Source organism: Andreprevotia lacus DSM 23236 (assembly GCF_900176275.1).
Classification (GTDB): domain Bacteria; phylum Pseudomonadota; class Gammaproteobacteria; order Burkholderiales; family Chitinibacteraceae; genus Andreprevotia; species Andreprevotia lacus.
Window position 1 is genome coordinate 1 of record NZ_FWXD01000043.1, and the last position, 26,351, is coordinate 26,351.

The following is a 26,351-nucleotide window of genomic DNA, read 5'->3' on the forward strand; positions in this document are numbered from 1 at the left end:
AAACTCTTTAGTTCAATCTCTGTTACTACTTTTCGCGCTCACAAAACTCAAGAAATCAACAAAGTTGTACTTTGTTTCTTTCTGTCTTAGTGCGAGCACTTGATGTCTTCTTCAAGCACTCACACTCATCGGCTGTAATTTGTTAAAGATCGTTTGCTGCGCCACCGAAAAACTCTGCTAAACTCTTCGTTTCGCTTCGTCTTTCGCTGTGTCTGCAGCGGAGAAACCGAAATATACGCACCCCCTCTGAAGTCGTCAACACTTCAACGCAAAATTCTTCACCTAAACCACTAAGTCATTGATCTGTAACACACCAGACCACCGCCGTCTGGCGCCAGAATCAGTGAACCTCTGCAGTCTCTCCAGCGCACCTTGAAGCACCAACCCTGCAAAACAGGCCAAAAATGCCTGCGCCGCCCCCAAATCTGCCGGCCAGACACACGAACTGCTCAAAAAATAGACAGTAAGACGACCAAACAGCGCGAAAAGCACCGGCCTTGGGCTGTGCAGCAGGCCAAACACCATCAGCGACACCTGAAACCGCGCAGACACCCCGAAAACAAACAGCCCCGCGATGCGGGGCTGTTTGTTTGATGATCATCCTGCCTGGCGGGCGGGATATGCACATATAGATGCCACCCTCTCACCGGCTGTCTTCGTTTCCGCGCGAGCGCGCGTTGTATATATGCAAGATGCACTTCATGCCGCAGTGGTGAAACGCAGCGCATCGGGTCGCTCCGTTCAACCACCACTAAGGTGAGCTGTTTACATACCGGGCTGCGGCTCGGTTATATATATGCAATTGGGGCACTGCCAGCAGCGATACAAAGCAGAAATATACGCTGCGGTATGAAGCCGTATGCTGAGCCGTGCCAGTTTTGAATTTGCTAGAAGGAAGGTCGGATTGACTGCTTTGCCCACCCCATCGACGGCCGCTGCCAGCGTGACCCGCCTGTTGATTGTCGACGACGATCCCGATATCCGTGATCTGCTGGCTGCCTACCTGGGCGACTATGGCTATGAGGTCGACAAGGCCGGCAATGGCGACGAGATGCATGCACTGATGCACGAGCATCACTATCAGCTGCTGGTGCTGGACCTGATGCTGCCCGGCGAGGACGGCCTGTCGCTGTGCCGCAACCTGCGCCAGCAATCCGACCTGCCCGTCATCATGCTGACCGCACGCGGTGATCCGCTGGATCGCGTGATCGGGCTGGAGATGGGCGCGGATGACTATCTGCCCAAGCCGTTCGAGCCGCGCGAGCTGGTGGCGCGCATCCAGACCGTGCTGCGCCGCAGCCGCAACGGCGCCAAGCAGAAGCAGGATGTCGCGCCGATTGCCTACCGTTTTGCCGGCTGGCATCTGAGCGTGCTGCGGCGCCAGCTCACCACACCCTCAAACATGGTGGTGCCGCTGTCGAATGCCGAGTTCCGCCTGCTGATGGTGTTTCTGGATGCGCCACACCGGGTATTGAGCCGCGACCTTCTGCTGGACCTGGCCCGTGGCCGCAGCATCGAGGCCTTTGACCGCAGCATAGACCTGCTGGTGTCGCGCGTACGGCAGAAGCTATCGGACGATCCACGCGAACCCAAGCTCATCAAGACCATACGCGGCGAAGGCTATGTGTTTGACGCCGAGGTCGTTGCGTGCGCCGACTGATACCGGACACTTTCTTTGCCCGGCTGTTCGTGCTGTTTTTCGTCGGGCTGATTGCCAGCCACCTGTTGGGCAGCGTGGTGTTCTTCACGCTGGCCCCGCAAGCACACCGGCCGCCACCGCACCGGAGCGAGTGGGTGGGGCCACCGCCACCGGTCGGCCACATGCAGGATCGCCCGCCGCCACCCGAGTTCCACTTTCCGCCGCGCATACTGCAGGCGCCGCCGATGCGCCACCCCATAGTGTGGCTGGATCAACTGATCCGCCTGCTGGTGCTGGCACTGACGGCATGGATCGGCGCGCGCTGGCTCTCCAAGCCGATGAGCCGGCTGTCTGACGCAGCCGTTGCGCTGGGGCAGAATCTGCAATCGCCACCGCTGGCACCAACCGGCCCTGCCGAGGCACGTCATACCGCCGATGCCTTCAACCGCATGCAGGCCCAGCTGCGCGCGCAAATCGACGAGCGCAGCCGTTTTCTGGCAGCGGTATCGCACGATCTGCGCACCCCGTTGACCCGCTTGCGCCTGCGCTGTGAGGCCATCGAGGCACCCGAGCTGCGCGAGCGGGTGCAGATTGATCTGGCAGAAATGAACGGCATGCTGACGGCCACGCTCGACTACCTGCGCGGCCAGGCGCAGCCCGAGGGACGGCAACTGCTGGATATTGCCGCACTGGTGCACAGCCTGGCCGATGATCTGGACAATCCGCAGGCACCGTTGCGAGTCAGCGGCGAGGCGCAAGCCATTCATGCCCAGCCGGTTGCACTCAAGCGCTGCCTGAACAACCTGCTGGAAAATGCCCAGCGCTACGGCAACGGCGCGGAAGTGCACATCATCGACAGCCGGGACGAGTGCTGCATCGAGATACACGACCATGGCCCGGGCTTGCCTGACAATCAGCTCGAAGCTGTATTTGCACCGTTCTATCGCATCGATGATTCGCGCAACCGCCAGACCGGCGGCGTGGGATTGGGGTTATCCATCGCCCGCGACATCGCACTGGCACATGGTGGCAGCCTGACACTGCACAATGCGCAGCCAGAGGGGCTGATCGCCACACTGGTGCTGCCGCGACAGCGCCCGCACTGAGCCCTGACCAGCACACCAGCGCGCCCCCCCGTCAGCCGCTTGTTTGACTGTAAAGAGAAGATACAAAACCGACATGCCATGCATACATGGCAGGTGGAAGATGACAAGGCCCGCAAGTCGCCCGGCCCGTACATGACGATCATGTGCGGCACAGGCGCAGCGCCGGATGCGAGAATGGGACACGCATCCTGAGCAGCAGATGAGCCCCGGCCCAAGCCACATGGATAGATGGCGACGCGGTTCGGTGCGGGCCTTCATCTACAGGAGGTTAGTCATGAGCATCAGTGGTGTCTCAAGCAGTAGCACTTATGCCAGCTATGCGACGTCTTCCGCCAGCAACAAGCGCGGCCCCGACTTCAGCAAGCTGTTTTCCGAAATAGATACCGACGGCAGTGGTTCGCTCAATAGCGACGAGCTGCAATCGCTGATCGACAAAGCCCCGCAATCGGGCAGCGGCAGCAGCGTGTCTGCCGCCGACATGCTGAAAAAGCTCGATACCGATGGCGACGGCAGCGTCAGCAAGGACGAGCTGGCCAGCGGGCTGAAAGCCATGCACGACCAGCTGTCCAGCCAGTTCCAGCAAATGCGCATGCAGGCTGGCGGCATGCCGCCGCCCCCGCCGCCGGAGGGCGATGGTGACGGCGACAGCGATGACAGCAGCAGCGTCAGTGCGACCGATGCCACCAGTAGCACCAGCTCGGCCAGTAGCGCATCGAGCAGCAGCAAGCTCGATGAACTGTTCAAGAAGATGGACACCGATGGCGACGGCAGCATCAGCCAGAGCGAGTTCGATACCTTTGCCCAGCAGATGCAGGCACAGGGCCGTCATGGCCATCACCACCATCAGGCCAGCAGCGACTCCTCGTCAACCAGCAGTTATGGCAGCACGAGCGCCAGCAGCAGCACGGACAGCACCAGCAGCAACTCAGGCGATAACCGCCTGGCTTTCATCTCGCGGCTGCTACAGCAATACACCAGCGGTACCAGCAGCACGAGCGACAGCAGCAGCACCAGCAATCAGGTCACGGTGACGGCCTGATCGGCACGCCTGTAGCAATAAAAAAAGCCGGTGCATTGCACCGGCTTTTTTGTCGTCCGCCGCATCATTGATACGGCGGACATCGTGGCGGCTTAACCGATCCACTTGCGTGCATTGCGGAACATGCGCATCCACGGGCCATCCTCGCCCCAGTTTTCCGGGTGCCACGAGTTCTGCACGGTGCGGAACACGCGCTCCGGGTGCGGCATCATGATCGAGAAGCGGCCGTCTGCAGTCGTCACACCGGCAATGCCTTGCGGGCTGCCGTTCGGGTTGGCCGGATAGACCTCGGTCGCCTTGCCGGCGTTGTCCACATAGCGCATGGCAACGATGGCCTGCTTGATGTCGCCTTGCTGGCTGAAGTTGGCAAAACCCTCGCCATGGCTGACCACCACCGGGAACTGGCTACCGGCCATGCCGCCGAAGAACAGCGACGGCGATTGCGGCAGTTCGGCCATCACGAAGCGGGCCTCGAATTGCTCGGACTGGTTGCGGGTGAACTTCGGCCAAGCCTCTGCACCCGGAATGATGCCAGCCAGGTTGGCCATCATCTGGCAACCGTTGCAGACGCCCAAGCCAAAGGTATCCGGGCGGGCAAAGAAGGCTTCGAATTCGGCACGCGCGGTGGCGTTGAACAGGATGCTCTTGGCCCAGCCTTCGCCGGCGCCCAGCACGTCACCGTAACTGAAACCGCCGCAGGCGGCGATGCCACGGAAATCCTTCAGCGACACGCGACCACTGATGATGTCGCTCATGTGCACGTCAACGGCGGCAAAACCGGCGCGATTGAACGCAGCCGCCATTTCCACGTGGCCGTTCACGCCCTGCTCGCGCAGCACTGCCACGCGCGGGCGGTTGTCGCCGGCCTTGGCGATTACGGCGGCAGCCACGTCCTCAGACGGGTCGAAGCTCAGCTTGGCGAACAAGCCCTTGTCGTGTTTGTCATCCAGGCGCGCGTACTCGCTGTCGGCGCAGGCAGGATTGTCGCGCAAGCGCTGGATCTGCCAGCTGGTTTCCGCCCAGGCCTTTTGCAGCGCCACGCGCGATTCATCCAGAATCAGGCGGTTGCGCTTCTTGATCTTCAGCGTGTCATCCTTGTTGACCGAACCGATCACGTGCAGCTCGCTGCGGATGCCGGCATTGGCAAACGCGGCGATCACGGCAGCGGTATTGCTGCGCTTCACCTGCAGCACGGCGCCCAGTTCTTCATTGAACAGCACGCCCATGGCGCGACCGTTCTCGGCGCGGGCGATATCGTCCTCGCTCAGTTCGCCGTCTTCACGGGCACGGCGGCGGCGCTCGATGCACGCTTCGTCGATTTCCAGCGTCACACCGACATGGCTGGCAAACATCATTTCCGCCACGGTGGTGATCAGGCCACCATCACCACGGTCGTGATAAGCCAGAATCTTGCCTTCGGCATTAAGCTTCTGCACGGTCTCGAAGAAAGCCTTCAGGTGCGGCACGCTGACCACATCCGGCGACCACTGGCCCACCTGTTTGTAGACCTGCGCCAGTGCCGAACCACCCAGACGGCATTTGCCATCACCCAGATCGATCAGGAGCAAATCGGTATCGTTGGCGTTGACCAGTTGCGGGGTCAGCGTCTTGCGCACGTCGGTAACCGGGGCAAAGCCCGAAATCACCAGCGACAACGGTGCAGTCACCTGTTTCTTGGCGCCCTGCTCGTCCCACACCGTCTTCATCGACATCGAGTCCTTGCCGACCGGAATCGAAATACCCAGTTCGCGGCACAGGTCGAGGCCGACAGCCTTCACGGTGTCATACAGGTTGGCGTCTTCGCCCGGGTGACCGGCCGGGGCCATCCAGTTGGCGGACAGTTTGATGTCGCCGATCTTGGCGATGGATGCCGCAGCCAGATTGGTCAGCGCCTCGCCCACCGCCATGCGGCCCGAGGCCGGGCCGGAGATCAGCGCCAGCGGGGTGCGCTCGCCCATGGCCATCGCTTCGCCCAGCCAGGTGTCGTAACCCATGGCGGTCACCGCCACGTCGGCCACCGGTACTTGCCACGGGCCAACAAACTGATCGCGTGCGGTATAGCCGCCCACGGTACGATCACCAATGGTGATCAGGAAGTTCTTGCTGGCCACCGCCGGCAGGCGCAGCACGCGGTACAGCGATTCCTTGATTTCCAGCGCCGACGAATCGAACATGGCCAGCTCGGGCTTGATGCGCTGCACGTCGCGCGTCATCTTCGGCGGCTTGCCCAACAGCACGTCCATCGGCATATCAACCGGCTTGTTGCCGAAGTGCGGGTCTTCCACCACCAGTTGCTTGCGATCGGTGGTGCGGCCGATCACCGCGAACGGGCAACGCTCACGCTCGCAGATGGCCTCGAATTGCATCAGGTCGGCCGGGGCGATGCCGAGCACATAGCGCTCTTGCGATTCGTTGGACCAGATTTCCTTGGGGCTCATGCCTTTTTCTTCGATATTGACCTTGCGCAGGTCAAAGATCGCGCCCTGGCCAGCATCGTTCACCAGCTCGGGGAAGGCGTTGGAGATACCGCCCGCGCCCACATCGTGAATCGAGCGGATCGGGTTGTTGTCGCCCAGCTGCCAGCAGCGGTCGATTACTTCCTGCGCACGGCGTTCGATTTCCGGGTTGCCGCGCTGCACCGAGTCAAAATCAAGGTCTGCCGCGTTGGCGCCGGTCGCCATCGACGATGCCGCGCCGCCGCCCATGCCGATCAGCATGCCCGGACCGCCCAGCTGGATCAGCAGGCTACCTTCCGGCAGGCTGTGCTTGCCGACGTGGATGTCGCGGATGTTGCCCAGACCACCGGCCAGCATGATGGGCTTGTGATAACCACGACGCTCGCCGTTGAAGTCTTCCTCAAAGGTACGGAAGTAGCCGGTCAGGTTGGGGCGGCCGAATTCGTTGTTGAATGCGGCGCCGCCGATCGGGCCTTCGATCATGATGTCCAGCGCGCTGGCTATGCGCTCGGGCTTGCCATAGGCAGGGTCTTCCCACGGCTGGATGGCACCGGGGATATTCAGGTTGGAGACGGTAAAACCGGTCAGGCCCGCCTTGGGCTTGGAGCCACGGCCGGTCGCGCCCTCGTCGCGGATTTCACCACCATTGCCGGTGGCCGCGCCCGGGAAGGGCGAAATGGCGGTCGGGTGGTTGTGCGTTTCCACCTTCATCAGGATGTGGGTCTGCTCTTCCTGATATGCATACTGATTGCTACCCGGCTGCGGATAGAAGCGGCCAATCTTGGCGCCCTCAATCACCGACGAGTTGTCGGAATACGCCACCACGGTGCCTTCCGGCGATGCCTTGTGCGATTCGCGGATCATGCCGAACAGGCTGTACGGCTGTGCCTCGCCATCGATGACGTAGCCAGCGTTGAAAATCTTGTGGCGGCAGTGCTCGGAGTTGGCCTGCGCGAACATGGTCAGTTCGACGTCGGTCGGGTTGCGCTGCAGCTTGGTGAAGTTCTCCACCAGATAGTCGATTTCGTCGTCGGACAGCGCCAGGCCGAATTCGACGTTGGCCTTTTCCAGGGCCGGCTTGCCACCCGCCAGCACATCGACAGTGGTGAACGGTGCCGGCTCGAAATGGCGGAACAGCTCCTTGCCGGCATCCAGTGTCTCGAACACCTGCTCGGTCATGCGGTCGTGCACCAGTGCACGCAGTACATTCTTCTCGGCGGTGGACAGCGGCACGCCGCCTTCCTTGCTGGCGTAGACGGCCAGGCCGCGCTCGACACGCGCCACCTGCGGCAAACCACAGTGCTGCGCGATATCGGTGGCCTTGGACGACCAAGGCGAAATGGTGCCCAGGCGCGGCAATACCAGCAGCAGGCTGCCCACATCCTGGCCCGGCTGCGCCGGATCACCGTAATGCAGGATGCGATCCAGCGTTGACTTCCCAGCGTCGTCGAGCGGTGCATTCACTTCCACAAAGTGCCAGTACTCGCCGTACAGCTTGGCAGTGATGCCTTCGGCAGCCAGTGCTGCACGCAGTTTTTCGAGTCGGAAAGCGGAAAGCGCGTTGCCGCCGCGCAAGCTGAGAACGTCTGCCATCAGGGGGTTCCAAAAAATTAGCAGGAAATCAAAGGCGTAATTGTACCGGAAATGGCGCGGCCTCGCGTCGGCTGGCGGCTATCGGTCATTACTTCTACACTGTAGCCGATGCTGCCTGGGTTACAGGCAGCCGAGTCGATCCTATCCGCACGGAGCCAACAACAATGAGTCAACCCGCCGGCGCCCAACTGCAACTCAAGTGGGAATGTATCCAGAACGGTCACGATGGCGACAATTTCATTGCCGAACTGACCCTCACCAACCGCTCCGCTGTTCCGCTGTCCGCCTCCGGCTGGGGGCTGTATTTCAACACCGCGCGCAAGATCCGCCCGGAAAGCGTCACCGGCGGCGTTGCGGTATCTCACGTGAATGGCGACCTGTCGCGCTTCACTCCTACCGCTGATTTCGGCACGCTGCAACCGGGCGAATCGCGCGTGATCCGCTACACCGGCATCTTCTGGGTGATTCAGGAGACTGACGCGCTGCTGGGCTTCTATATCGTCTACAACGACGGTACGCCGAATGCGCGCGCCGAGGCGATTGGCGATCCGCACATCGTGCCGTTCACCCGCCCGGAAGTGCTCAACCGCAACGGCGCCGACAAGGTTGCACCGGTTACCCCGGCCACACGCTATGCCGCCAATGAAAAACTGAGCGTGCTGCCGGCTGCGGAAGTCGGCAAGATTACCCCTACTCCGCTGTCGGCCCAGTTTGGCGGCGGCAGCTATGTGATCGACGCCGGTACCGCCATCGTTTACGGCAGCGATCTGGCCGGCGAAGCGGCGCTGCTGCAATCGATCATTCACGACGTCAGCGGCGTATGGCTGCAACGCGCTGCCAGCGGCAGCGGCATCACGCTGAAGGTCGGTGCGGTCAACACCACCGATACTCTGGCGCCGAACGAAGCCTACGAGCTGGATATCGGCGCAGCCGGCATCGTGATTACTGGCGCTTCGGCGCATGGCGTGTTCAACGGCATCCAGTCGCTGCGCCAGTTGCTGCCGGTCGATGCCTTCACCAACCCGCTGCCGACACTGGCTGTGCCGCACGGCAAGGTCATCGATGCCCCGCGCTTTGCATACCGTGGCGTGCATCTGGACGTGGGCCGCAACTTCTCCAGCAAGGAATCGGTGCTGCGCCTGCTCGATTGCATGGCGCTGTACAAGCTCAACCAGTTCCACTTCCACCTCACCGACGACGAAGGCTGGCGTGTCGAGATTCCGAGCCTGCCGGAGCTGACCGAGATCGGCTCAGGCCGTGGCTTCACCATTACCGAAACCGACAACCTGGTGCCGTGCTTCGGCTCGGGCGCCGAGGTCGAAGGTTCGCACGGCACCGGCTTCTATACCCGTGCCGAGTTTGTCGAAATCCTCAAGTTCGCCACCGCACGCCATATCGAAGTGGTGCCGGAATTCGACGTACCGGGCCACGCCCGCTCGGCCATCAAGGCGATGAACGTGCGTTATGACCGTCTGGTGCAGGCAGGCCAGCAAGCCGAAGCCGAGAAATACCTGCTGATCGACTTCGACGACAAGTCCAAGTACGAATCGGTACAGCTGTGGACCGACAACGTGATCTGCATCGCGCGTGAAGGTGCCTACAACTTCATCGAAACCGTGATCCACGACGTGAAGGACATGTACGCCGAGGCTGGTGCACCGTGGACGACCATGCACACGGGTGGCGATGAAGTCCCGCACGGCGCATGGGAAGGCTCGCCAATCTGCCAGAAGTTCATGAAGGACAACGGCCTGACCAGCATCGTGGAATTGCAGGATCACTTCCTCGCCCGTTATCGCGACATCCTGAAGAAATACGGCCTGACCTTCGGCGGCTGGGAAGAAATCGCGCTGAAGAAAGAAACCATCGAAGGCGTGACCCACCACGGCCCGAACCCCAAGTTCGTCGATGCCAACTTCCGCCCCTACATCTGGAACAACGTGTGGGGCTGGGGCCAGGAAGACTTTGCCTACCAGCTGGCCAACGCCGGCTACAAGGTAGTGCTGTGCAACGTCACCAACCTTTACTTCGACCTCGCCTACGAGAAAGACCCGGCCGAGCCGGGTTACTACTGGGGCGGTTTCATCAACACGCGCAAGGCTTACGAGTTTGTGCCGCTGGATATCTACACCACGGCCACGGTCAACCTGTTCGGCCATGACCTGGGCGATTCGCTCAAGGACAAGGCCCGCCTGACTGCTGAAGGTACCAAGAACGTGATCGGCATCCAGGGTGAGCTGTGGGGCGAAAACCTGCGCGACGCCGGCCGCCTCGAATACCTGGCCATGCCGCGTATCGTGGCACTGGCCGAACGCGCCTGGGCCAAGGACCCGGGCTGGACACAGATCGCCGACAAGGCCGCACGCGATGCAAAGATGGATGCAGACTGGAACCAGTTTGCCAACCGTCTGGGCCAGCGCGAACTGCCGCGTCTGGATGGCTTCCTCGGTGGCTATGGCTACCGCGTGCCGGTGCCGGGCGCCAAGCTCGAAGGCGGCAAGCTGCATGCCAATATCGAATCGCCGGGCTTCGCGCTGCGCTACACCACCGATGGCAGCGAGCCGACGGCCCGCTCGGCCGAGTACACCGGCCCGGTAGCGGTGAGCGGCACGGTGAAGATCGCTGCCTTTACCACCACCAACCGTCGTGGCCGCGTGGTCAGCGTGAGCTGATCCGCCTCCTGCCCGACTTGCAGCAAGCCCCGCTCCGGCGGGGCTTTTTGTTGCCTGCCCGGCCGATGCATTGCCAGCCCGGCGCTTTTCTGCGACAACAGCGCCTTGGCCGGCGGAACGCGGCAAGGAATAAGCGATGTTTGAAGAACTGGAAATCGAAGACCTGATCATAGGCGACGGCAAGACCGCCGTGAAAGGCGCACTGATCACCACCCACTACGACGGCTATCTGGAAGACGGCACGCTGTTTGAATCCAGCCGCACCAAGGGCAAGCCTTTCCAGTGCGTGATCGGCACCCGCCGCGTCATTCAGGGCTGGGATCTGGGCATCATGGGCATGAAGGTGGGCGGCAAGCGCAAACTTTATGTCCCGGCGCACCTCGCCTACGGCGATCGCCAGATCGGCCAGCACATCAAGCCCAACAGCGATCTGGTGTTTGAAATCGAACTACTGGACGTATTGACGCGCGACGACTGAGCCGGCGCCCGCAAAACAACGACACCGATCAGCCCGGGGCCAGCCCCGGCTTGTTGGCGCTGGCGCGCTCCAGCCGCTGGCGCAGCTTGAGCGTCAGCCGGATCACATCGCACAACTTGCGCATGCCGGCATCCTGTGCCATTTGCAGCGGCGTGGTGCCATCGGCATAGGCCGCCAGCGGATCAGCCCCCAGATCAAGCAGCTTGATCGCAGCATCAATCTGACCATTGGCAACCGCCTTGTGCATGGCAGTCCAGCCATCCAGTGTGGTCTGATTCACATAGGCGCCGGCCTCGATCAGGCGCTGGATCACGGCAACATGCCCGCCGCTGGCGGCCTGGATCAGCGGGGTGAAGCCATTGCGGCTGGACGCGTTCACGGCCACCGCCCCGCCGTGTTCGATGAGGATGCGCACCACATCTTCCTGGCCGTGCAAGGCAGCCCAGTGCAAGGGGCCATAGCCGTCACGATCATGCACATCCAGCCTGGCGCCGCGCAGCAACAAGGTTTGCAGCATCGGGCTGTTGCCCTCTGCCGACACGCGCATCAACGGCGTCCAGCCCTGGTCATCCTCGGTTTCCAGCGTCATGCCCGAGCGCAGGTAGAGGTCCATCGCCTGCTGCTGGCCGGTGCTGACGCTCTGGTGAAAGTCCTGCACGGTATGCGCAAAGCCGAGCTGCTCCAGCTCATCCCGCGCGGCAATCAGCTCGTTGGACCAGATGTCCTCGGCCTGGTCCGGCTTGCGGCGCGATTCGTGATACGCCACCGACAGCAGCATCAGCTCGGCACCGATTTCCGGCGGGAAGCCCTGCCGGTCATTGCGATCCATGATCAACAAGTCTTCGAAATAACCGTCGAGCGCGTCCTGCCCCCACATGTCGGCAATTTTCTCGACAATGCGTGGATACTGGGCGGCCAGCTTTTCGGGAAAGCGCTCCTGCCGCCCGATGTCCTGCAGCAGCGCGCGCAAGCGTTGACTCATGGTGAGTGTAAGTAAGAAACTGAATTCAAAAGAAAGTTTTCCCTGCGAGTGTGTCACAGTCAATGCCGCTTGGCGAACCCAGAATCTGCACTGGACAAACCACGCGTCACACATATATTATTGCGCTCCTTGTCGATCTTCCCAAGAGATCGCGCATTTGGTGCTGCCGACATGGTGAAATTGGTAGACACGCTATCTTGAGGGGGTAGTGGCTTAGGCCGTGTGAGTTCGAGTCTCACTGTCGGCACCAGATACAGAAACGCCGGGTTAATCCCGGCGTTTTGCATTTCTGCGGTTTCCCGGCCGCAACGGCTTGGCCTTTGTCGTATGATGGAACAGTGTTCCTCCTGGGTACGCCCCCATGCACGACGCCACCACGATGAACGACGATTTCTCCGACCAGCTGCGCACGGACTGGGAGGCGCGCGGTGAAACGCGCTATCTGGTGAACTGGAAAGTTGCCATCGTCTATCAGGATGCCGACCAGCGCCTGTCGTTTCGCGGCCGTATCTTCGATATCTCCAAAAGCGGCTTCAGCCTGCATTCCGAACACAGCCTGCCGGTTGCAGACCGTGTCACGGTACTGATCTCCATTCCACCCATGGCCACCGGCCAGGCTCCCAAGGTGGTCGAAGTCAAAAGCCGCGTGGTCTATACCGTGCTGTCGGGCGAATTCAACCTGTTCCGCACCGGCGTGCAGTTTGGCGAGTTCAAGGCCGACGGCAAGCAATTCCTCGAGCGCAACCTGGCCGGCCGCAACCCGGCGCCATTCAAGCCAGCCAACAGTTGAGCGCAAGCCAGACAACAAAAAGACCGCCCGAGGGCGGTCTTTTTGTTTGATGCGCCCGATGAATCAGGCCAGCACCAGCTTGTTCAGCCGCTTGACGAATGCGGCCGGGTCTTCCAGCTGTGCGCCTTCGGCCAGCAGAGCCTGATCGAGCAGCAGCTGCGACCAGTCGCCAAAGCGCTCGCCCGCAGCCTCGGCCTTGAGCTTTTGCACCAGCGCGTGCTCCGGATTGATTTCCAGAATCGGCTTGCTGCTGCGCACTTCCTGGCCGGCCGACTTGAGCAGGCGCTCCAGATTGGCGCTCATGTCGTGGTTTTCCACCACCAGGCAGGCCGGACTGTCAGTCAGGCGATGCGTGACACGCACATCCTTCACCTGCTCGCCCAGCGCGCCCTTGATCGCCTCCAGCACATCCTTGAGGTTGTTGGCCGCTTCTTCCTGCTGCTTTTTCTCGGCCTCGTCCTCGAACTGGCTCAGGTCCAGCTCGCCCTTGGCGACCGATTGCAGTTTCCTGCCATCAAACTCGTTCAGGCTGCTCACCAGCCATTCGTCCACGCGATCGGCCAGCAACAATACTTCGATGCCCTTCTTGCGGAAGACCTCAAGGTGCGGGCTGTTCTTGGCCGCCGCGAGCGTATCGGCAGTGATGTAGTAAATCTTGTCCTGGCCTTCTTTCAGTCGGCCCAGATAATCGGCCAGGCCGACCACTTCGCCAGCCGCCTCGTCAGCGGTGGAGGCAAAACGGCACAGACCGGCAATGCGCTCCTTGTTGGCGATGTCTTCGCCCACGCCTTCCTTGATCACCTTGCCGAACTCCTGCCAGAACACCGCGTAGTCGTCGGCACGGTTGTCGCGCAGGTCTTCCAGCAGGCTCAGCACCTTCTTCACGCAACCGGTCTTGATGCTGTCGACATCGCGCGATTGCTGCAGGATTTCGCGGCTGACATTGAGCGGCAGGTCGGCCGAATCGATCACCCCGCGCACAAAGCGCAGGTATTGCGGCATCAGCTTTTCGCTGTCTTCCATGATGAAGACACGCTTCACGTACAGTTTCACGCCATGGCGGCGGTCACGGTCATATAGATCGAACGGCGCGCGCTTGGGCACGAACAGCAGCTCGGTATATTCCTGACGGCCTTCGATGCGGGCATGACTCCACGCCAGCGGGTCTTCAAAGTCATGCGCGACGTGCTTGTAGAATTCCTTGTACTGCTCGTCGCTGATTTCGCTCTTGCTGCGTGTCCACAGCGCGTTGGCCTGGTTGACGGCCTCCAGCTCGGTACTGGGGATTTCCTTGCCTTCGTCATCGTATTCGGCCCGCTTCTGCATCAGGATGGGCAGGCTGATGTGATCCGAATACTTGGTGATGATGCTGCGCAGGCGCCAGTCGTTGAGGAACTCGTCCTCGCCTTCTTTCAGGTGCAGCACGATCTCGGTGCCGCGACCGGCCTTGTCGACCTGCTCCAGCGTGTATTCGCCATCACCGGCCGATTCCCACTGCGTGGCTTCCTTTTCACCCGCACGGCGGGTGGTCAGCGTGACCTTGTCGGCAATGATAAAGGCCGAGTAGAAACCGACGCCAAACTGGCCGATCAGGTGCGAATCCTTGGCCGAATCACCAGTAAGCTGGCTGAAGAACTCTTTGGTGCCCGAGCGCGCGATGGTGCCGATATGCGCCACCACCTCGTCGCGGCTCATGCCGATGCCGTTGTCGGCAATGGTGATGGTGCGCGCATCCTTGTCGAACGACACCTTGATCTGCAGCTCGCCATCACCTTCGTAAAGGTCGGCATGCTGGGTAGCGGCAAAGCGCAGCTTGTCGCACGCGTCGGACGCGTTCGACACCAGCTCGCGCAGGAAAATTTCCTTGTTGGAATACAGCGAGTGAATCATCAACTGCAGCAGTTGCTTCACTTCGGTCTGAAAGCCCAATGTTTCCTTGGACATTGCTTGAATCTCCTGGCATCACTTGTAGACAACATGGCGCTGCGCGCCGGAAGTGGCAATGACATGGGGGCTATGCGGGCAGTTTCAAGACCATGTAATGCACAGGGTTATGCCATGATGCATACCGTCCCTTCGCTTTGGACCGCGCCCATGCGCCCGTTGCTCATCCTCGCACTGCTCGTTGCCACCTGCTCGGTGGCCGCGCCACCGCGCTGCCCCGAGCCAACAATGTCCGATGCCGAGCTGCTGGCCACGGCAACCCAGCCGGGCAAGTTCCAGCGCGATCTGGCTATCTCTTTTGCCAAGGCGCCCACCCTGTTTCAACTGATAGCCCTGCGCGACAGCCCGTGGCGCAACCGTGCACTGCAAGCCATGATCAACTCGCCGCGGGCCGACCTCAATCAATGCGGACTGGAAGGCATCACCCCGCTGCAGCTGGCCATCGGTGGCCGCAATGATGCACTGGCGCGACAGTTGCTGGCTCGCGGCGCTGATCGCTACAAGCAGGATGGCACGATGCACTGGAACGCCATCCAGTTTGCCGCGCTGTTCGAGCGCATCACCCTGCTGCAGGAGTTGGTCCAGCGCCCTGAAGACTGGCTGGTTACCGACGTTCGCCAACAAACGCTGCTGCATATGGCGACTTCGCCGCTGGTCTTTGACGACAACGCCCTGCCGGGTGATGAAGCCTGCCAGTGGCTTGGCGTGCTGGCGCAACACGGTGTACCGGTCAATGCTGCCGCAGAATATGGCGTTACCGCGCTGATGCAAGCGGCGCAGTCTTCCCTGCCGGAACTGGTCCCCTGCCTGCTGGCACTGGGGGCCGATCCACGCATGCATGACAACAAAGGCCGCACGGCAGTGCAATGGGCACTGGTGGCAAAAAAACCTGCCAATGCTGCCATCTTGATGCAGGCCATCGAGGCTGAAACAACTGCGCACGACGGCCTGAACAAGAACTACGTAGAACAATAAGCCACGCACTTTTGTTGTGTAAGGCGCATGACATGCACGCCACGCTTGTTGCACCACAGCAAGCTACCTATAGTAGCCGGAATGCAGTCCATTCGATCCAGGCAGGCCAGTCCATGAAAAAGCGCGTGGTGTTCAACCAGAAAGGTGGCGTCGGCAAGTCCACCATTACCGTGAACCTCGCCGCTGCCGCCGCGCAGGCCGGCAAGCGGGTGCTGGTGATTGATCTGGACCCGCAGGGCAATGCCAGCCGCTATCTGCTGGGCGACGCCGCCACCAGCATAGAGCCACATCTGGGCGGTTTTTTCGACCAGTTGCTCAACTACAGCCTTTACGCCAAGGACAGCGGCGATTTCATCCACGCCACGCCGTTCGACAATCTGTATGTGCTACCGTCGCACCCGTCGATTGCCGAGCAGCAAAACAAGCTGGAAGCGCGCTACAAGATCTACAAGCTGCGCGAGACACTCGCTGAGCTGGAAGACCGCTTCGACGAGGTGTGGATAGACACGCCGCCGGCGCTCAATTTTTTCACGCTGTCGGCACTGATTGCCGCCAGCGGCTGCCTGATTCCCTTCGATTGCGATGCATTCTCGCGCCAGGCCCTGCTGGGGCTGATCGAGCGGGTGGACGAAATCCGCGCCGACCACAACGCAGCGCTCAAGATCGAGGGCATTGTGGTCAACCAGTTTCAGCCACGCGCCAACCTGCCGCAGCGTATGGTGAGCGAATTGCAGGAGCAGGGGCTGCCGGTACTCACCCAGTTTCTGTCTGCATCAGTCAAAATACGCGAATCGCATGAGCGGGCATTGCCCGTGGTGTACATGGACGCCAAGCACAAGCTGGCCAACGAATTTGCCGCCCTCTACGCAGCCTTGCCTGCGTAAGAAAAATCAGGAATTACTACTATACTAGCCATGTTGCAGACTGATCTGGAAAGGACAGCGCCGATGCCGACGCAGAGCGAGCGCGCCCGCGTATTGATCGTGGACGACGAGCCCTTCAATCTGGAAATCCTCAGCGAACACCTGCTGGATGAAGATTATGAAGTTGTCACCGCCGACGACGGCGAAGCGGCCTGGAACGTGCTGGCCAACGACAAAGCCTTCGACGCCATCCTGCTCGACCGCATGATGCCGCGCATGGACGGCATGGCGCTGCTGGCACGCCTGAAGCAGCGCCCCGAGTTCGAGCACGTGCCCATCATCATGCAGACCGCCGTGGGCGCGGCCGAGAACGTGCGCGAGGGCTTGGCCGCCGGTGCGTATTACTATCTGATCAAGCCCTTCCAGCGCGACATGCTGCTGGCCATCGTCGCTGCCGCGGTCAGTTTTCACCGAGAAAAGAAACAGCTCGAAGCGCAAGTCTCCAACCAGGCCTCTAGCTATCGCCTGCTGCAGAGCGGCGAATTCCAGTTTCAGACCCTGGACGAAGCACGCCAGCTCACCCTGCTGCTCTCCAACGCCTGCCCGGACCCGCAAAAAGTCGCACTTGGCCTGTCCGAGCTGCTGGTCAACGCGGTCGAGCATGGCAACCTCGGCATCAGCTACGGTGAGAAAACCCGCTTGCTGCAACTGGGCCGCTGGCACGATGAAGTGAGCGACCGGCTGGGCCACCCCAGCTACGCCAGCCGGCGCGTGTGCGTACGCTTCCGCCGCGACGACAACCATCTGGTATTCGAAATCACCGACGAGGGCAACGGCTTCGACTGGAAGCCCTTCCTCGAATTCTCGCCCGACCGTGCCTTCGACCCCCACGGCCGTGGCATTTCGATGGCACGCATGCTGTCATTCGATCACGTGGAGTATCAGGGCAAGGGCAATCAGGTGGTGGCGCGCGTAAAAGCGAAGTAGCCGCTTCTGCCCAATAAAAAAACCGCCCTGTGGGCGGTTTTTTTATTGTCGGTGGGCCAAGAGGATCAAAACCCAGCCTCTTCCAGCATCTCACGCGTCAGCAGGAACACGAAGCCGTCGCCGCTGGCGGTATCCAGCCACACGAACGGCAGCTCGGGATAGTCCGCTTCCAGCACGTCGCGGTTGTGGCCGATCTCGACCACCAGCACGCCGTTCGGGTTGAGGAAAGTGGTGGCTTTCTCGATGATGCGACGGGTGATGTCGAGGCCGTCCACGCCGCTGCCCAGTGCCATCTGCGGTTCGTGCCGGTACTCCATCGGCAGTTCTTCCATGCTCGGCGCATCGACATAGGGCGGGTTGGATACGATCAGATCATAGGTCTCGCCGGCCAGCGGCTCAAGCAGATCACCATCGATCAGATCGATGCGTTCGCCCAGGTTGTAGTCGGCCACGTTGATTTCGGCCACATCGAGCGCATCCGGGCTCAGGTCCACCGCGTCAACTTCGGCTGCCGGGTAGTGCTCGGCCAGCAGGATGGCCAGGCAGCCCGAGCCGGTGCATAGGTCGAGTGCACGATTGACCAGCTCCGGGTGCTCGATCCAAGGCTCCAGCGCGTCGTTGAACAGCAGCTCGGCAATGAAGGAGCGCGGCACGATGGTGCGCTCGTCGACAAAGAACTTGTATTCGCCCAGCCAGGCCTCGTGAGTGAGGTAGGCTACCGGCACGTGCTCTTCGGCGCGGCGGCGGATGGCCTCCACCACCGCGGCGCGCTCTTCGTCGAGCAGGCGGGCATCCAGGAACGGTTCCAGCTGGTCGATGGGCAGCTTGAGCAGCGACAGCAGCAGGTAGGCAGCCTCGTCAAAGGCGTTGTCGGTGCCGTGGCCGTAGAACAGCTCGGCTTCGCCAAAACGGCTGACGGCAAAGCGCAGGCAGTCACGCAGGGTCACGAGTTGTTGCTGGGCGATATCGTACATGGCAGCCTCCTTGGAACCGGTTTGGGCGCCAGTTTAGCCGATTAACCCTTCAAGGTATGCAGAAACAGGGGCTTGGTGTACATTTCTGCCTTTTCCATCAAGCTGTTGGCGCGTCTCCCCTGATGTTGCGCGCCGCCGGAGTATTGAACGCATGACATTCTCCACACTCGGGCTTGCTCCCGAGGTGCTGCGGGCCGTGGCCGACACCGGTTACGAAAACCCGACCCCGATTCAGGCGCAAGCCATTCCCTTGGTGCTGGCTGGCCGCGACGTGCTCGGCGCGGCGCAAACCGGCACCGGCAAGACGGCTGCCTTCACGCTGCCCATCCTGTCCAAGCTGGCACCGCACGCCAATACCGGCGCATCGCCGGCACGCCACCCGGTGCGCGCACTGGTGCTGACGCCGACGCGCGAACTGGCCGACCAGGTGTTCGACAACGTCAAGGCCTATGGCAAGCATCTGGCTCTGCGCCCGCACGTGGTATTCGGCGGCGTGGACATCAAGGATCAGACCGCTACCCTGCGCGCCGGCGTTGAAGTGCTGGTCGCCACCCCCGGCCGTCTGCTTGATCACGTACAGCAAAAGAACGTGAACCTGTCGCAGGTCGAGATCCTGGTGCTGGACGAAGCCGACCGCATGCTGGACATGGGCTTCATCCTCGACATCAAGAAAATCATCGGCTTGCTGACCAACCGCAAGCAGACGCTGCTGTTCTCGGCCACCTTCTCGCCCGAAATCAAGAAACTCGCCAGCGAGTTCCTGACCAACCCCGCATTAGTGGAAGTGGCACGACAGAACGCCACCAACGAGAACGTCGAGCAATTGCTGCACCCGTGCGAGACCTTCCGCAAGCCGGCACTGCTGGCCCACCTGATTCGCAGCCATGCAATGAGCCAGGTCATCGTGTTCAACCGCACCAAGCAGGGTGCAGACACTGTGGCGCGCGCGCTCAAGCGCGGCGGTTTCGATTGCGAGGCCATCCACGGCGACCGCGACCAGCGCTCGCGCATGGAAACATTGGAGCGCTTCAAGGCCGGCACACTGCAGATTCTGGTTGCCACCGACGTGGCGGCACGCGGTCTGGATATTTCCGAGCTGCCCTTCGTGGTCAACTTCGAGCTGCCCAACAACCCGGAAGACTATGTGCACCGCATCGGCCGCACTGGCCGGGCCGGCGCCAAGGGCGTGGCGATCTCGCTGGTCGATCCGGGTGAGGACAAGCCTTACGCGCTGATCCAGAAGCTGATCAAGAAAGAACTGCCGCTGATCCCGGTGCCCGGTTTTTCGCCCGGTACCGAACCGCTGGCACCACCGCCCCGCCCGGAACGCAGCGAGCGTAATGAGCGTAACGAGCGCAGCCGTGAACATCGCGCCGAGCGCAGCGACCGCCCGGCAGAGCGCTTTGGCCGCCATGAGCGTGCCCAGCGCCAGGACAACAACGAGCATCGCACCTACACCGCCGCACCGCGCGCAGAGCAGGCGCCGCGCCGCGAACGCTCGCGTCCGGATGATCTGGATATCCCGACCATGCCGCTGATCCGCAAGCAACCGCTACAGCAGATCGCCGCCCTCTTCCTGCCGCCGCGCAAGCCGGCCGCGCCGAAAGAGTAAGCAGCGCACATGGTGGACTTCGCCCGCCACTGGACCCGCCGTCTGAATGACGGCTTTCCGGTGCTGGCGGCGATGCAGGTGCAAGTAGAGGGCACCCCCTTTGCCTGGTATCTGACTGCACCGTTTGCCGCCAACCACAACGACCATGGCACTGCCTTTGGTGGCAGCCTGTCGACACTGGCCACCATTGCGGGCTGGATGAGCACCAGTGTGCTGGCCGGCGATGGTTACGATGTGGTGATCCAGACCGGCAACACCGAGTTCATCGCGCCCCTGCGTGACGATCTGTTCGCCCGGCCGCTGCCGGTGGATCAATACACCGCGCAGCGCTTCCTGCAAACGTTAAGCCGCCGCAACAAGGCGCGGCTGTCGGTGCAGGTCACGCTGCTGGACGCGCAAGGAGAAACGGTTGCGCTGTTTTCCGGGCTGTATGTGGCCACTGCCCTGCCAGCCGGCAACCCCTCCGCTACCGCCTGAGCACCGCTCCGGCCATCACTCGCCCAGCAACACCGCCACCACGCGCCGCTCTTCGGCGGTCAGGATATTGAAGGTGCGGCACATCGCGCCGGTATCCATCATGTCGAGGCCGACATGGGCCTCGGCCAGCGCACGCGTGAGCTTGGGGTGCGGAAAGCGGATGCCCTTGCCGGTGCCGAACAATACCATCTCCGGCTTAAGTTCCAGCAGGCAGGCAAAATCGGCCTCGGTGAGGTCTTCAAAGCGTGCCGGGCGCCATTCGCGCACCTCGGTCTGCGTCACGATCACGCTGCCGCGATAGTCAACGCCATTGATCTTGACGAAGCCATCGCCATAGGTGGTGAACTGATTCAGGTGGTCTGCCGAGGTGTGGTGGAGTTTCATGCGCGGGCCTTTTGTTCAGGCCATCATTTTAGCGGAACTGTAACGCTGCCATCACGGTGAGTTTGTCGCGCCGCAGCGGCCATTCTTTCGATAGAATACGAGGTTTCCCTGACGCACCTGGCGCAATCCCGATGGAAGCCATTCTCAAATCCAGCAAGCTCCTCAACGTCTGCTACGAAATCCGTGGCCCGGTGCCCGAGCGAGCGCGCCAGATGGAAGAGGACGGCCACCGCATCATCAAGCTGAACATCGGCAACCTGGCCACCTTCGGCTTCGATGCGCCGGAAGAGGTGGTGCAGGACGTGATCCGCAACCTGCCCAATGCGGCCGGCTATGTGGACAGCAAGGGCCTGTTCCAGGCCCGCAAGGCCGTCATGCACTACACGCAGGAAAAAAAGATTGCCGATGTGACGGTGGATGACATCTATATCGGCAATGGCGCGTCCGAGCTGATCGTGATGGCCATGCAGGGCCTGCTGAACAATGGCGACGAAGTGCTGGTGCCGGCGCCCGATTACCCGCTGTGGACTGCAGCGGTCAGCCTGGCCGGCGGCAAGCCGCGCCACTATATCTGCGACGAAAGCAATGGCTGGCTGCCGGCGCTGGACGATATCCGCGCCAAGATCACCGAGCGCACCAAGGCCATCGTCATCATCAACCCGAACAACCCGACCGGCGCGCTGTACCCGGATGACGTGCTGAAAGAGCTGGTCGAGATCGCCCGCCAGCACCAGCTCATCGTCTACGCCGACGAAATCTACGACAAGGTGCTGTACGACGGCGCCACGCATACCTCGATCGCCTCGCTGGCCGACGACCTGCTGTTCGTTACCTTCAACGGCCTGTCCAAGAACTACCGCGCCTGTGGCTACCGTGCCGGCTGGATGGTGGTGTCGGGCAACAAGAAGATCGCGCGCGATTACATCGACGGTCTCAACATCCTGTCCACCATGCGCTTGTGTGCCAACGTGCCGGCGCAATACGCCATCCAGACCGCGCTGGGCGGCTATCAGAGCATCAACGATCTGGTGGCGCCGGGTGGCCGGCTGGCGCGCCAGCGCGATATCGCCTATGACTTCCTCACCAGCGTGCCGGGCATCAGCTGCGTGAAGCCCAAGGCCGCGCTGTACATGTTCCCCAAGCTGGACCCGAAGATTTACCCGGTTACCGATGACCAGCAACTGATGCTGGAATTGCTGCAGGAAGAAAAAGTACTGCTGGTGCAGGGCACCGGCTTCAACTGGCCCACACCGGATCACTTCCGCCTGGTGTTCCTGCCCAACGCCGATGATCTCGACGTGGCACTGGGCCGGCTGGACCGTTTCTTCGCGGCATATCGAAAACGTCACGGTAGCAACTGATACTGGCATTCTGCGCGAGGCGGCCCTGTGGTCCGCCTCGCGCCACGTACAAGCATTGAAATTGAAAGAGAGAGAGCGCAATGAAACCGATCCATGTAGGCATCTGTGGCGTGGGGACTGTAGGTGGCGGCACCGCCACCGTATTGAAACGCAACTGCGAGGAAATCGCCCGCCGCGCCGGCCGTCCCATCGTGGTGCGCGCTGCAGCCAGCCGTGATCTGGCCCGCGCCCGCGCCGCACTGGGCGAAGGCGTCGAGCTGCTCGACGATGCGCTGGCCATTGCCCGTCACCCCGATATCGACATCGTGGTTGAACTGATCGGCGGCACCACCGTTGCCAAGGATGTGGTGCTGGCGGCTATCGAGAACGGCAAACACGTGGTCACCGCCAACAAGAAGCTGATTGCGGAATACGGCAACGAAATCTTTGCCAAGGCGCAAGCCAAGGGCGTGATGGTGGCCTTCGAAGCTGCGGTTGCCGGTGGCATCCCGGTGATCAAGGCGCTGCGCGAGGGCCTGACAGCCAACACTATCGAATGGGTGGCCGGCATCATCAACGGCACCAGCAATTTCATCCTGACCGAAATGCGCGACAAGGGCGCGGCCTTTGCCGACGTGCTGAAAGAAGCACAACGCCTGGGCTATGCCGAAGCCGACCCGACCTTCGACATCGAAGGCCATGACGCGGCACACAAGCTCACCATCATGAGCGCGATTGCCTTCGGCATTCCGGTCCAGTTCGACAAGGCCTATCTGGAAGGCATCAGCAAGCTGGATGCGGCCGACATCAAATACGCGCAAGAGCTGGGCTATCGCATCAAGCTCTTGGGCGTGACCCGCCGCCGCCCGCACGGCATCGAGCTGCGCGTAGCGCCGACGCTGATCCCGGCCAAGCGCCTGATCGCCAATGTGGACGGCGTGATGAACGCCGTGCTGGTGAAGGGCGACGCCGTGGGCGCCACCATGTATTACGGCCCGGGCGCCGGCGCCGAGCCGACGGCCTCGTCGGTGATTGCCGATCTGGTCGACATCACCCGCCTGCACACTGCCGACCCGGAACACCGCGTGCCGCACCTGGCCTTCCAGCCCAGCGCGATGGCTGACTTGCCCATCCTGCCGATCGACGAAGTAGAAACCTGTTACTACCTGCGCCTGAACGCGCAAGACCAGCCTGGTGTGCTGGCCGATGTCACCCGATTGCTGGCCGATGGTGGCATCTCGGTGGACGCCATGCTGCAGAAGGAAGTGACGGACGACGGCCGCGCCGACATCATCATCATCACCCATCTGGCGGTGGAGAAGAACGTCAACGCCGCACTGGCCAAGATCGAGGCACTGGATTCGATCAACGGCAAGGTGGTCAAGCTGCGGCTTGAGCATCTGAACGGCTGATCAGGCAATAGACCCACACGGAGACATGGCAATGCGCAATACACTGAAGGTTGTCCTGACCACAGCACTGCTCGCTGCCATGCCGCTGGCAAGCGCCGCCGGCAAGAGTGCCGATGGCAGCACGCTGGAGATCTATCGCAAGGCGATTTTCGACAGCTGCAGCAAGGATGAAGACCACCAGTTCTCCGAGCTGGGCGGCATCCTGAAGGAATTCGAGCTGCAGATGGACGGCCCCGCGCTATGTACCTGCATGGCGGATCGCTTCGTCGGCGACAAGGTGGTTGCCGCACGGCTGCTGCGCGTCAAGGATGCGGCCGAGGTGGAAACACCCAGGTTCAAGCGCTTTATCGGCGCCAAGATGTTTGCCCAGGCCTTCAACTGCATGGCCGATCAGATGAACAAACAACTGGTTGCCCCCTGATCACCATGGCCGTGCTGGAAATCGCCCATCTGGATGTGATCCCCGCGCAAACTGCAGCTTTCGAAGCGGCCTTTGCGCAGGCACAGGCCATCATCGCCGGCATGCCCGGCTATCTGGGCCACGAGCTGCAACAATGCGTGGAGCGCCCGGCGCACTATGCATTGCTGGTGCGCTGGGACAGCCTGGAGGCACACACGGTCGGTTTCCGCGCCTCGGCGCAATACCAGCAGTGGAAAGCACTGCTGCACCATTTTTATCATCCCTTTCCCACGGTTGAGCATTATCAGCCGGTGAACTTGCAGCGAGCAGAGTAGAACATGCGCTATATCTCCACCCGCGGCGGCATGGCCCCGCAAGCGTTCAGCGACATCCTTCTGGGCGGCCTCGCCCCCGATGGCGGCCTGTCGATCCCCGAGACCTATCCGCAGTTCGATCTGGCGCAACTGCAGGCACTGGCCGGCCTCAACTACCGCGATCTGGCCTTTGCCGTCATCAGCCGTTTTGTCGATGACATCCCGGCTGCCGATCTCAAGGCACTGATCGACAAGACCTATACGCCTGCCGTGTATTGCAACGGCCGCTCCAAGGCGCAATCCGAGCACATTACCCCGCTGATCAAGCTCGACAACACGCTGTTCATCCAGGAACTGTCCAACGGCCCGACGCTGGCCTTCAAGGACATGGCCATGCAATTGCTGGGCAATCTGTTCGAATACGTGTTGAACCAGCGCGGCGAGCAGGTCAACATTGTGGGCGCCACCTCGGGCGATACCGGCTCGGCCGCCGAATATGCCATGCGCGGCAAGCACGGCGTGAACGTGTTCATGCTCAGCCCCTACGGCAAGATGAGCCCGTTCCAGCGTGCGCAGATGTTCAGCCTGCAGGATGCCAACATCTTCAACCTGTCGGTGAAGGGCTTCTTCGACGCCTGCCAGGACATCGTCAAGGCCATCAACAACGACGCAGCCTTCAAGGCCCAGTACAAGATCGGCGCGGTCAACTCGATCAACTGGGGCCGCATCGTTGCGCAGGTGGTGTACTACTTCAAGGGCTACTTCTCCGCCGCCAAAACCGTGGGCGACCCGGTGGACTTCGTCGTGCCGTCGGGCAACTTCGGCAACATCTGCGCCGGCCATATCGCGCGCCAGATGGGCCTGCCCATCCGCCGCCTGATCGTTGCCACCAACGAAAACGACGTGCTGGACGAATTCTTCAAGACCGGCGGCTATTTCCCGCGCGGTGTGGACAAGACCTACGAGACCACCAGCCCGTCGATGGACATCAGCAAGGCATCCAACCTCGAGCGCTTCGTGTTCGACCTGGTCGGCCGCGACAGCAACAAGCTGGCCGAACTGTGGCGTTCGGTGGACAAGGGCGAAGGCTTCAAGCTGTCTGAATCCGAGTTCGCGCTGCTGCACGACACCTACGGCTTCCGCTCCGAAGCCAGCACCCACGCCGACCGCATCGCCAGCATCCGCGAAGTATTCGACAAATACGGCGTGCAGATCGACCCGCACACCGCCGACGGCTACAAGGCTGCCAAAGCCCACCGCGACAGCAACGTGGTCACCGTGATCATGGAAACCGCGCTGCCGGCCAAGTTCGAAGACACCATGCGCGAAGCCCTCGGCATCAACCCCGCCCGCCCGGCTGGCTTGGCAGGCCTGGAGCAACTGCCGCAGCGCTTTGATGCGCTGGAAGCCGATGCCGAAGCCATCAAGGCCTATCTGCGCGAGCGGATTGCGGTTTGATTGCTTTGCTCCCCAATAAAAAACCGGCCTGAGGGCCGGTTTTTTATTGGGGATGCCCCACAGGGAAGACCAGCGAAAGACAGACAGGCACTGCTCGCCTGAACAGGACGAGGTCATGGAAGCTAGCTGTGAAGAGTCAAGACGTTGTTTCCTGCGAGTGGGAGACGGGACGCTGGCGTCTTGCAAGCAATCCCATGATGTTGCCGATGCCAGTTGTAGAAATGCGTCCATACGGGCAGGGCCGCCCGGCGTTGCGTCGAGTTCGAATAGGCACACCCATACGCCCATTCGCGCAGGGCTGATTGGATAAAGCGCTCCGCCTTGCCATTGGTCTGCGGCCGGTAGGCCCGCGTGAAGCGCTGGCGGATACCCAACGCTGCGCAGGCATCCCCGAAGGCGTGCGAGTGGAACGCCGGTCCATTGTCAGTGATGACACGCTCTATGGTGACTCCCAGT

Annotated in this window: 22 protein-coding genes and 1 tRNA gene; 17 read left to right on the plus strand and 6 right to left on the minus strand. The window is 61.5% G+C overall.

The window, feature by feature from the left end:
• Positions 1 to 904 precede the first annotated feature (904 nt).
• The 3 genes from B9A19_RS20410 to B9A19_RS20420 all read left to right on the plus strand — a co-directional run bounded on the left by B9A19_RS20410 (position 905) and on the right by B9A19_RS20420 (position 3,784).
• Positions 905 to 1,660, plus strand: coding sequence for a response regulator (locus B9A19_RS20410; RefSeq protein ID WP_245804394.1), 756 nt, complete (start codon positions 905 to 907; stop codon positions 1,658 to 1,660).
• Positions 1,648 to 2,745, plus strand: coding sequence for an ATP-binding protein (locus B9A19_RS20415; protein WP_084093003.1), 1,098 nt, complete (start codon positions 1,648 to 1,650; stop codon positions 2,743 to 2,745). Before B9A19_RS20410 ends, B9A19_RS20415 begins: the two co-directional genes overlap by 13 nt.
• A gap of 274 nt (positions 2,746 to 3,019) precedes the next feature.
• Positions 3,020 to 3,784 (plus strand): EF-hand domain-containing protein, encoded by a 765-nt coding sequence (locus B9A19_RS20420; RefSeq protein ID WP_176217044.1) that lies wholly within the window; start codon positions 3,020 to 3,022, stop codon positions 3,782 to 3,784.
• 92 nt (positions 3,785 to 3,876) lie between these two features.
• Here B9A19_RS20420 and purL read toward each other — a convergent pair whose 3' ends face one another.
• On the minus strand, positions 3,877 to 7,833 hold the full coding sequence (purL, locus tag B9A19_RS20425; protein ID WP_084093005.1) for a phosphoribosylformylglycinamidine synthase: 3,957 nt from the start codon (positions 7,831 to 7,833) through the stop codon (positions 3,877 to 3,879).
• A gap of 164 nt (positions 7,834 to 7,997) precedes the next feature.
• On the opposite strand from purL, the gene B9A19_RS20430 reads away from it, so the two are divergent.
• On the plus strand, positions 7,998 to 10,505 hold the full coding sequence (locus B9A19_RS20430) for a beta-N-acetylhexosaminidase (RefSeq protein WP_084093006.1): 2,508 nt from the start codon (positions 7,998 to 8,000) through the stop codon (positions 10,503 to 10,505).
• Between the two features lie 136 nt (positions 10,506 to 10,641).
• The gene (locus tag B9A19_RS20435) at positions 10,642 to 10,983 is read left to right on the plus strand and encodes an FKBP-type peptidyl-prolyl cis-trans isomerase (RefSeq protein ID WP_084093007.1); all 342 of its coding nucleotides are present in this window, start codon (positions 10,642 to 10,644) and stop codon (positions 10,981 to 10,983) included.
• Positions 10,984 to 11,011: 28 nt separating this feature from the next.
• On the opposite strand, the gene B9A19_RS20440 is transcribed toward B9A19_RS20435, so the two are convergent.
• Positions 11,012 to 11,965, minus strand: coding sequence for an ankyrin repeat domain-containing protein (locus tag B9A19_RS20440; RefSeq protein WP_176217045.1), 954 nt, complete (start codon positions 11,963 to 11,965; stop codon positions 11,012 to 11,014).
• A gap of 165 nt (positions 11,966 to 12,130) precedes the next feature.
• Between B9A19_RS20440 and B9A19_RS20445 the strand changes: the two genes are divergently transcribed.
• Positions 12,131 to 12,215 (plus strand) — tRNA-Leu (locus B9A19_RS20445).
• 111 nt (positions 12,216 to 12,326) lie between these two features.
• A complete protein-coding gene (locus B9A19_RS20450; protein ID WP_084093009.1) occupies positions 12,327 to 12,755 on the plus strand; it encodes a PilZ domain-containing protein in 429 nt (142 codons plus the stop codon).
• 63 nt (positions 12,756 to 12,818) lie between these two features.
• Here B9A19_RS20450 and htpG read toward each other — a convergent pair whose 3' ends face one another.
• Positions 12,819 to 14,699, minus strand: a complete 1,881-nt coding sequence (htpG, locus tag B9A19_RS20455) for a molecular chaperone HtpG (protein ID WP_084093010.1) — start codon at positions 14,697 to 14,699, stop codon at positions 12,819 to 12,821.
• Between the two features lie 150 nt (positions 14,700 to 14,849).
• Between htpG and B9A19_RS20460 the strand changes: the two genes are divergently transcribed.
• The 3 genes from B9A19_RS20460 to B9A19_RS20470 all read left to right on the plus strand — a co-directional run bounded on the left by B9A19_RS20460 (position 14,850) and on the right by B9A19_RS20470 (position 17,524).
• On the plus strand, positions 14,850 to 15,674 hold the full coding sequence (locus tag B9A19_RS20460) for an ankyrin repeat domain-containing protein (RefSeq protein WP_084093011.1): 825 nt from the start codon (positions 14,850 to 14,852) through the stop codon (positions 15,672 to 15,674).
• A gap of 113 nt (positions 15,675 to 15,787) precedes the next feature.
• Entirely contained in the window at positions 15,788 to 16,558 is a 771-nt protein-coding gene (locus B9A19_RS20465) for a ParA family protein (protein WP_084093012.1), read from the plus strand.
• A 63-nt stretch (positions 16,559 to 16,621) separates the two neighbouring features.
• A complete protein-coding gene (locus tag B9A19_RS20470; RefSeq protein ID WP_084093013.1) occupies positions 16,622 to 17,524 on the plus strand; it encodes an ATP-binding response regulator in 903 nt (300 codons plus the stop codon).
• Between the two features lie 65 nt (positions 17,525 to 17,589).
• On the opposite strand, the gene prmB is transcribed toward B9A19_RS20470, so the two are convergent.
• The gene (gene prmB / locus B9A19_RS20475) at positions 17,590 to 18,498 is read right to left on the minus strand and encodes a 50S ribosomal protein L3 N(5)-glutamine methyltransferase (protein ID WP_084093014.1); all 909 of its coding nucleotides are present in this window, start codon (positions 18,496 to 18,498) and stop codon (positions 17,590 to 17,592) included.
• A 151-nt stretch (positions 18,499 to 18,649) separates the two neighbouring features.
• Between prmB and B9A19_RS20480 the strand changes: the two genes are divergently transcribed.
• The gene (locus B9A19_RS20480; RefSeq protein WP_084093015.1) at positions 18,650 to 20,110 is read left to right on the plus strand and encodes a DEAD/DEAH box helicase; all 1,461 of its coding nucleotides are present in this window, start codon (positions 18,650 to 18,652) and stop codon (positions 20,108 to 20,110) included.
• A 9-nt stretch (positions 20,111 to 20,119) separates the two neighbouring features.
• The gene (locus B9A19_RS20485) at positions 20,120 to 20,587 is read left to right on the plus strand and encodes a YiiD C-terminal domain-containing protein (RefSeq protein WP_084093016.1); all 468 of its coding nucleotides are present in this window, start codon (positions 20,120 to 20,122) and stop codon (positions 20,585 to 20,587) included.
• Between the two features lie 15 nt (positions 20,588 to 20,602).
• Here the strand turns inward: B9A19_RS20485 and B9A19_RS20490 are convergent, their stop codons facing one another.
• On the minus strand, positions 20,603 to 20,971 hold the full coding sequence (locus B9A19_RS20490; protein ID WP_084093017.1) for an Mth938-like domain-containing protein: 369 nt from the start codon (positions 20,969 to 20,971) through the stop codon (positions 20,603 to 20,605).
• Between the two features lie 131 nt (positions 20,972 to 21,102).
• Between B9A19_RS20490 and B9A19_RS20495 the strand changes: the two genes are divergently transcribed.
• The 5 genes from B9A19_RS20495 (at position 21,103) to thrC (ending at position 25,895) form a co-directional block, all read left to right on the plus strand.
• The gene (locus B9A19_RS20495; protein ID WP_084093018.1) at positions 21,103 to 22,332 is read left to right on the plus strand and encodes a pyridoxal phosphate-dependent aminotransferase; all 1,230 of its coding nucleotides are present in this window, start codon (positions 21,103 to 21,105) and stop codon (positions 22,330 to 22,332) included.
• An 80-nt stretch (positions 22,333 to 22,412) separates the two neighbouring features.
• Positions 22,413 to 23,723, plus strand: coding sequence for a homoserine dehydrogenase (locus tag B9A19_RS20500; RefSeq protein WP_084093019.1), 1,311 nt, complete (start codon positions 22,413 to 22,415; stop codon positions 23,721 to 23,723).
• A 31-nt stretch (positions 23,724 to 23,754) separates the two neighbouring features.
• Entirely contained in the window at positions 23,755 to 24,144 is a 390-nt protein-coding gene (locus B9A19_RS20505; protein ID WP_084093020.1) for a hypothetical protein, read from the plus strand.
• Positions 24,145 to 24,149: 5 nt separating this feature from the next.
• Positions 24,150 to 24,458, plus strand: a complete 309-nt coding sequence (locus tag B9A19_RS20510; protein WP_084093021.1) for an antibiotic biosynthesis monooxygenase family protein — start codon at positions 24,150 to 24,152, stop codon at positions 24,456 to 24,458.
• Positions 24,459 to 24,461: 3 nt separating this feature from the next.
• A complete protein-coding gene (gene thrC / locus B9A19_RS20515; RefSeq protein WP_084093022.1) occupies positions 24,462 to 25,895 on the plus strand; it encodes a threonine synthase in 1,434 nt (477 codons plus the stop codon).
• Positions 25,896 to 26,017: 122 nt separating this feature from the next.
• On the opposite strand, the gene B9A19_RS20520 is transcribed toward thrC, so the two are convergent.
• Positions 26,018 to 26,351 (minus strand): integrase core domain-containing protein (locus B9A19_RS20520; RefSeq protein WP_139799029.1); only part of this gene is annotated, 334 nt, incomplete at its 5' end.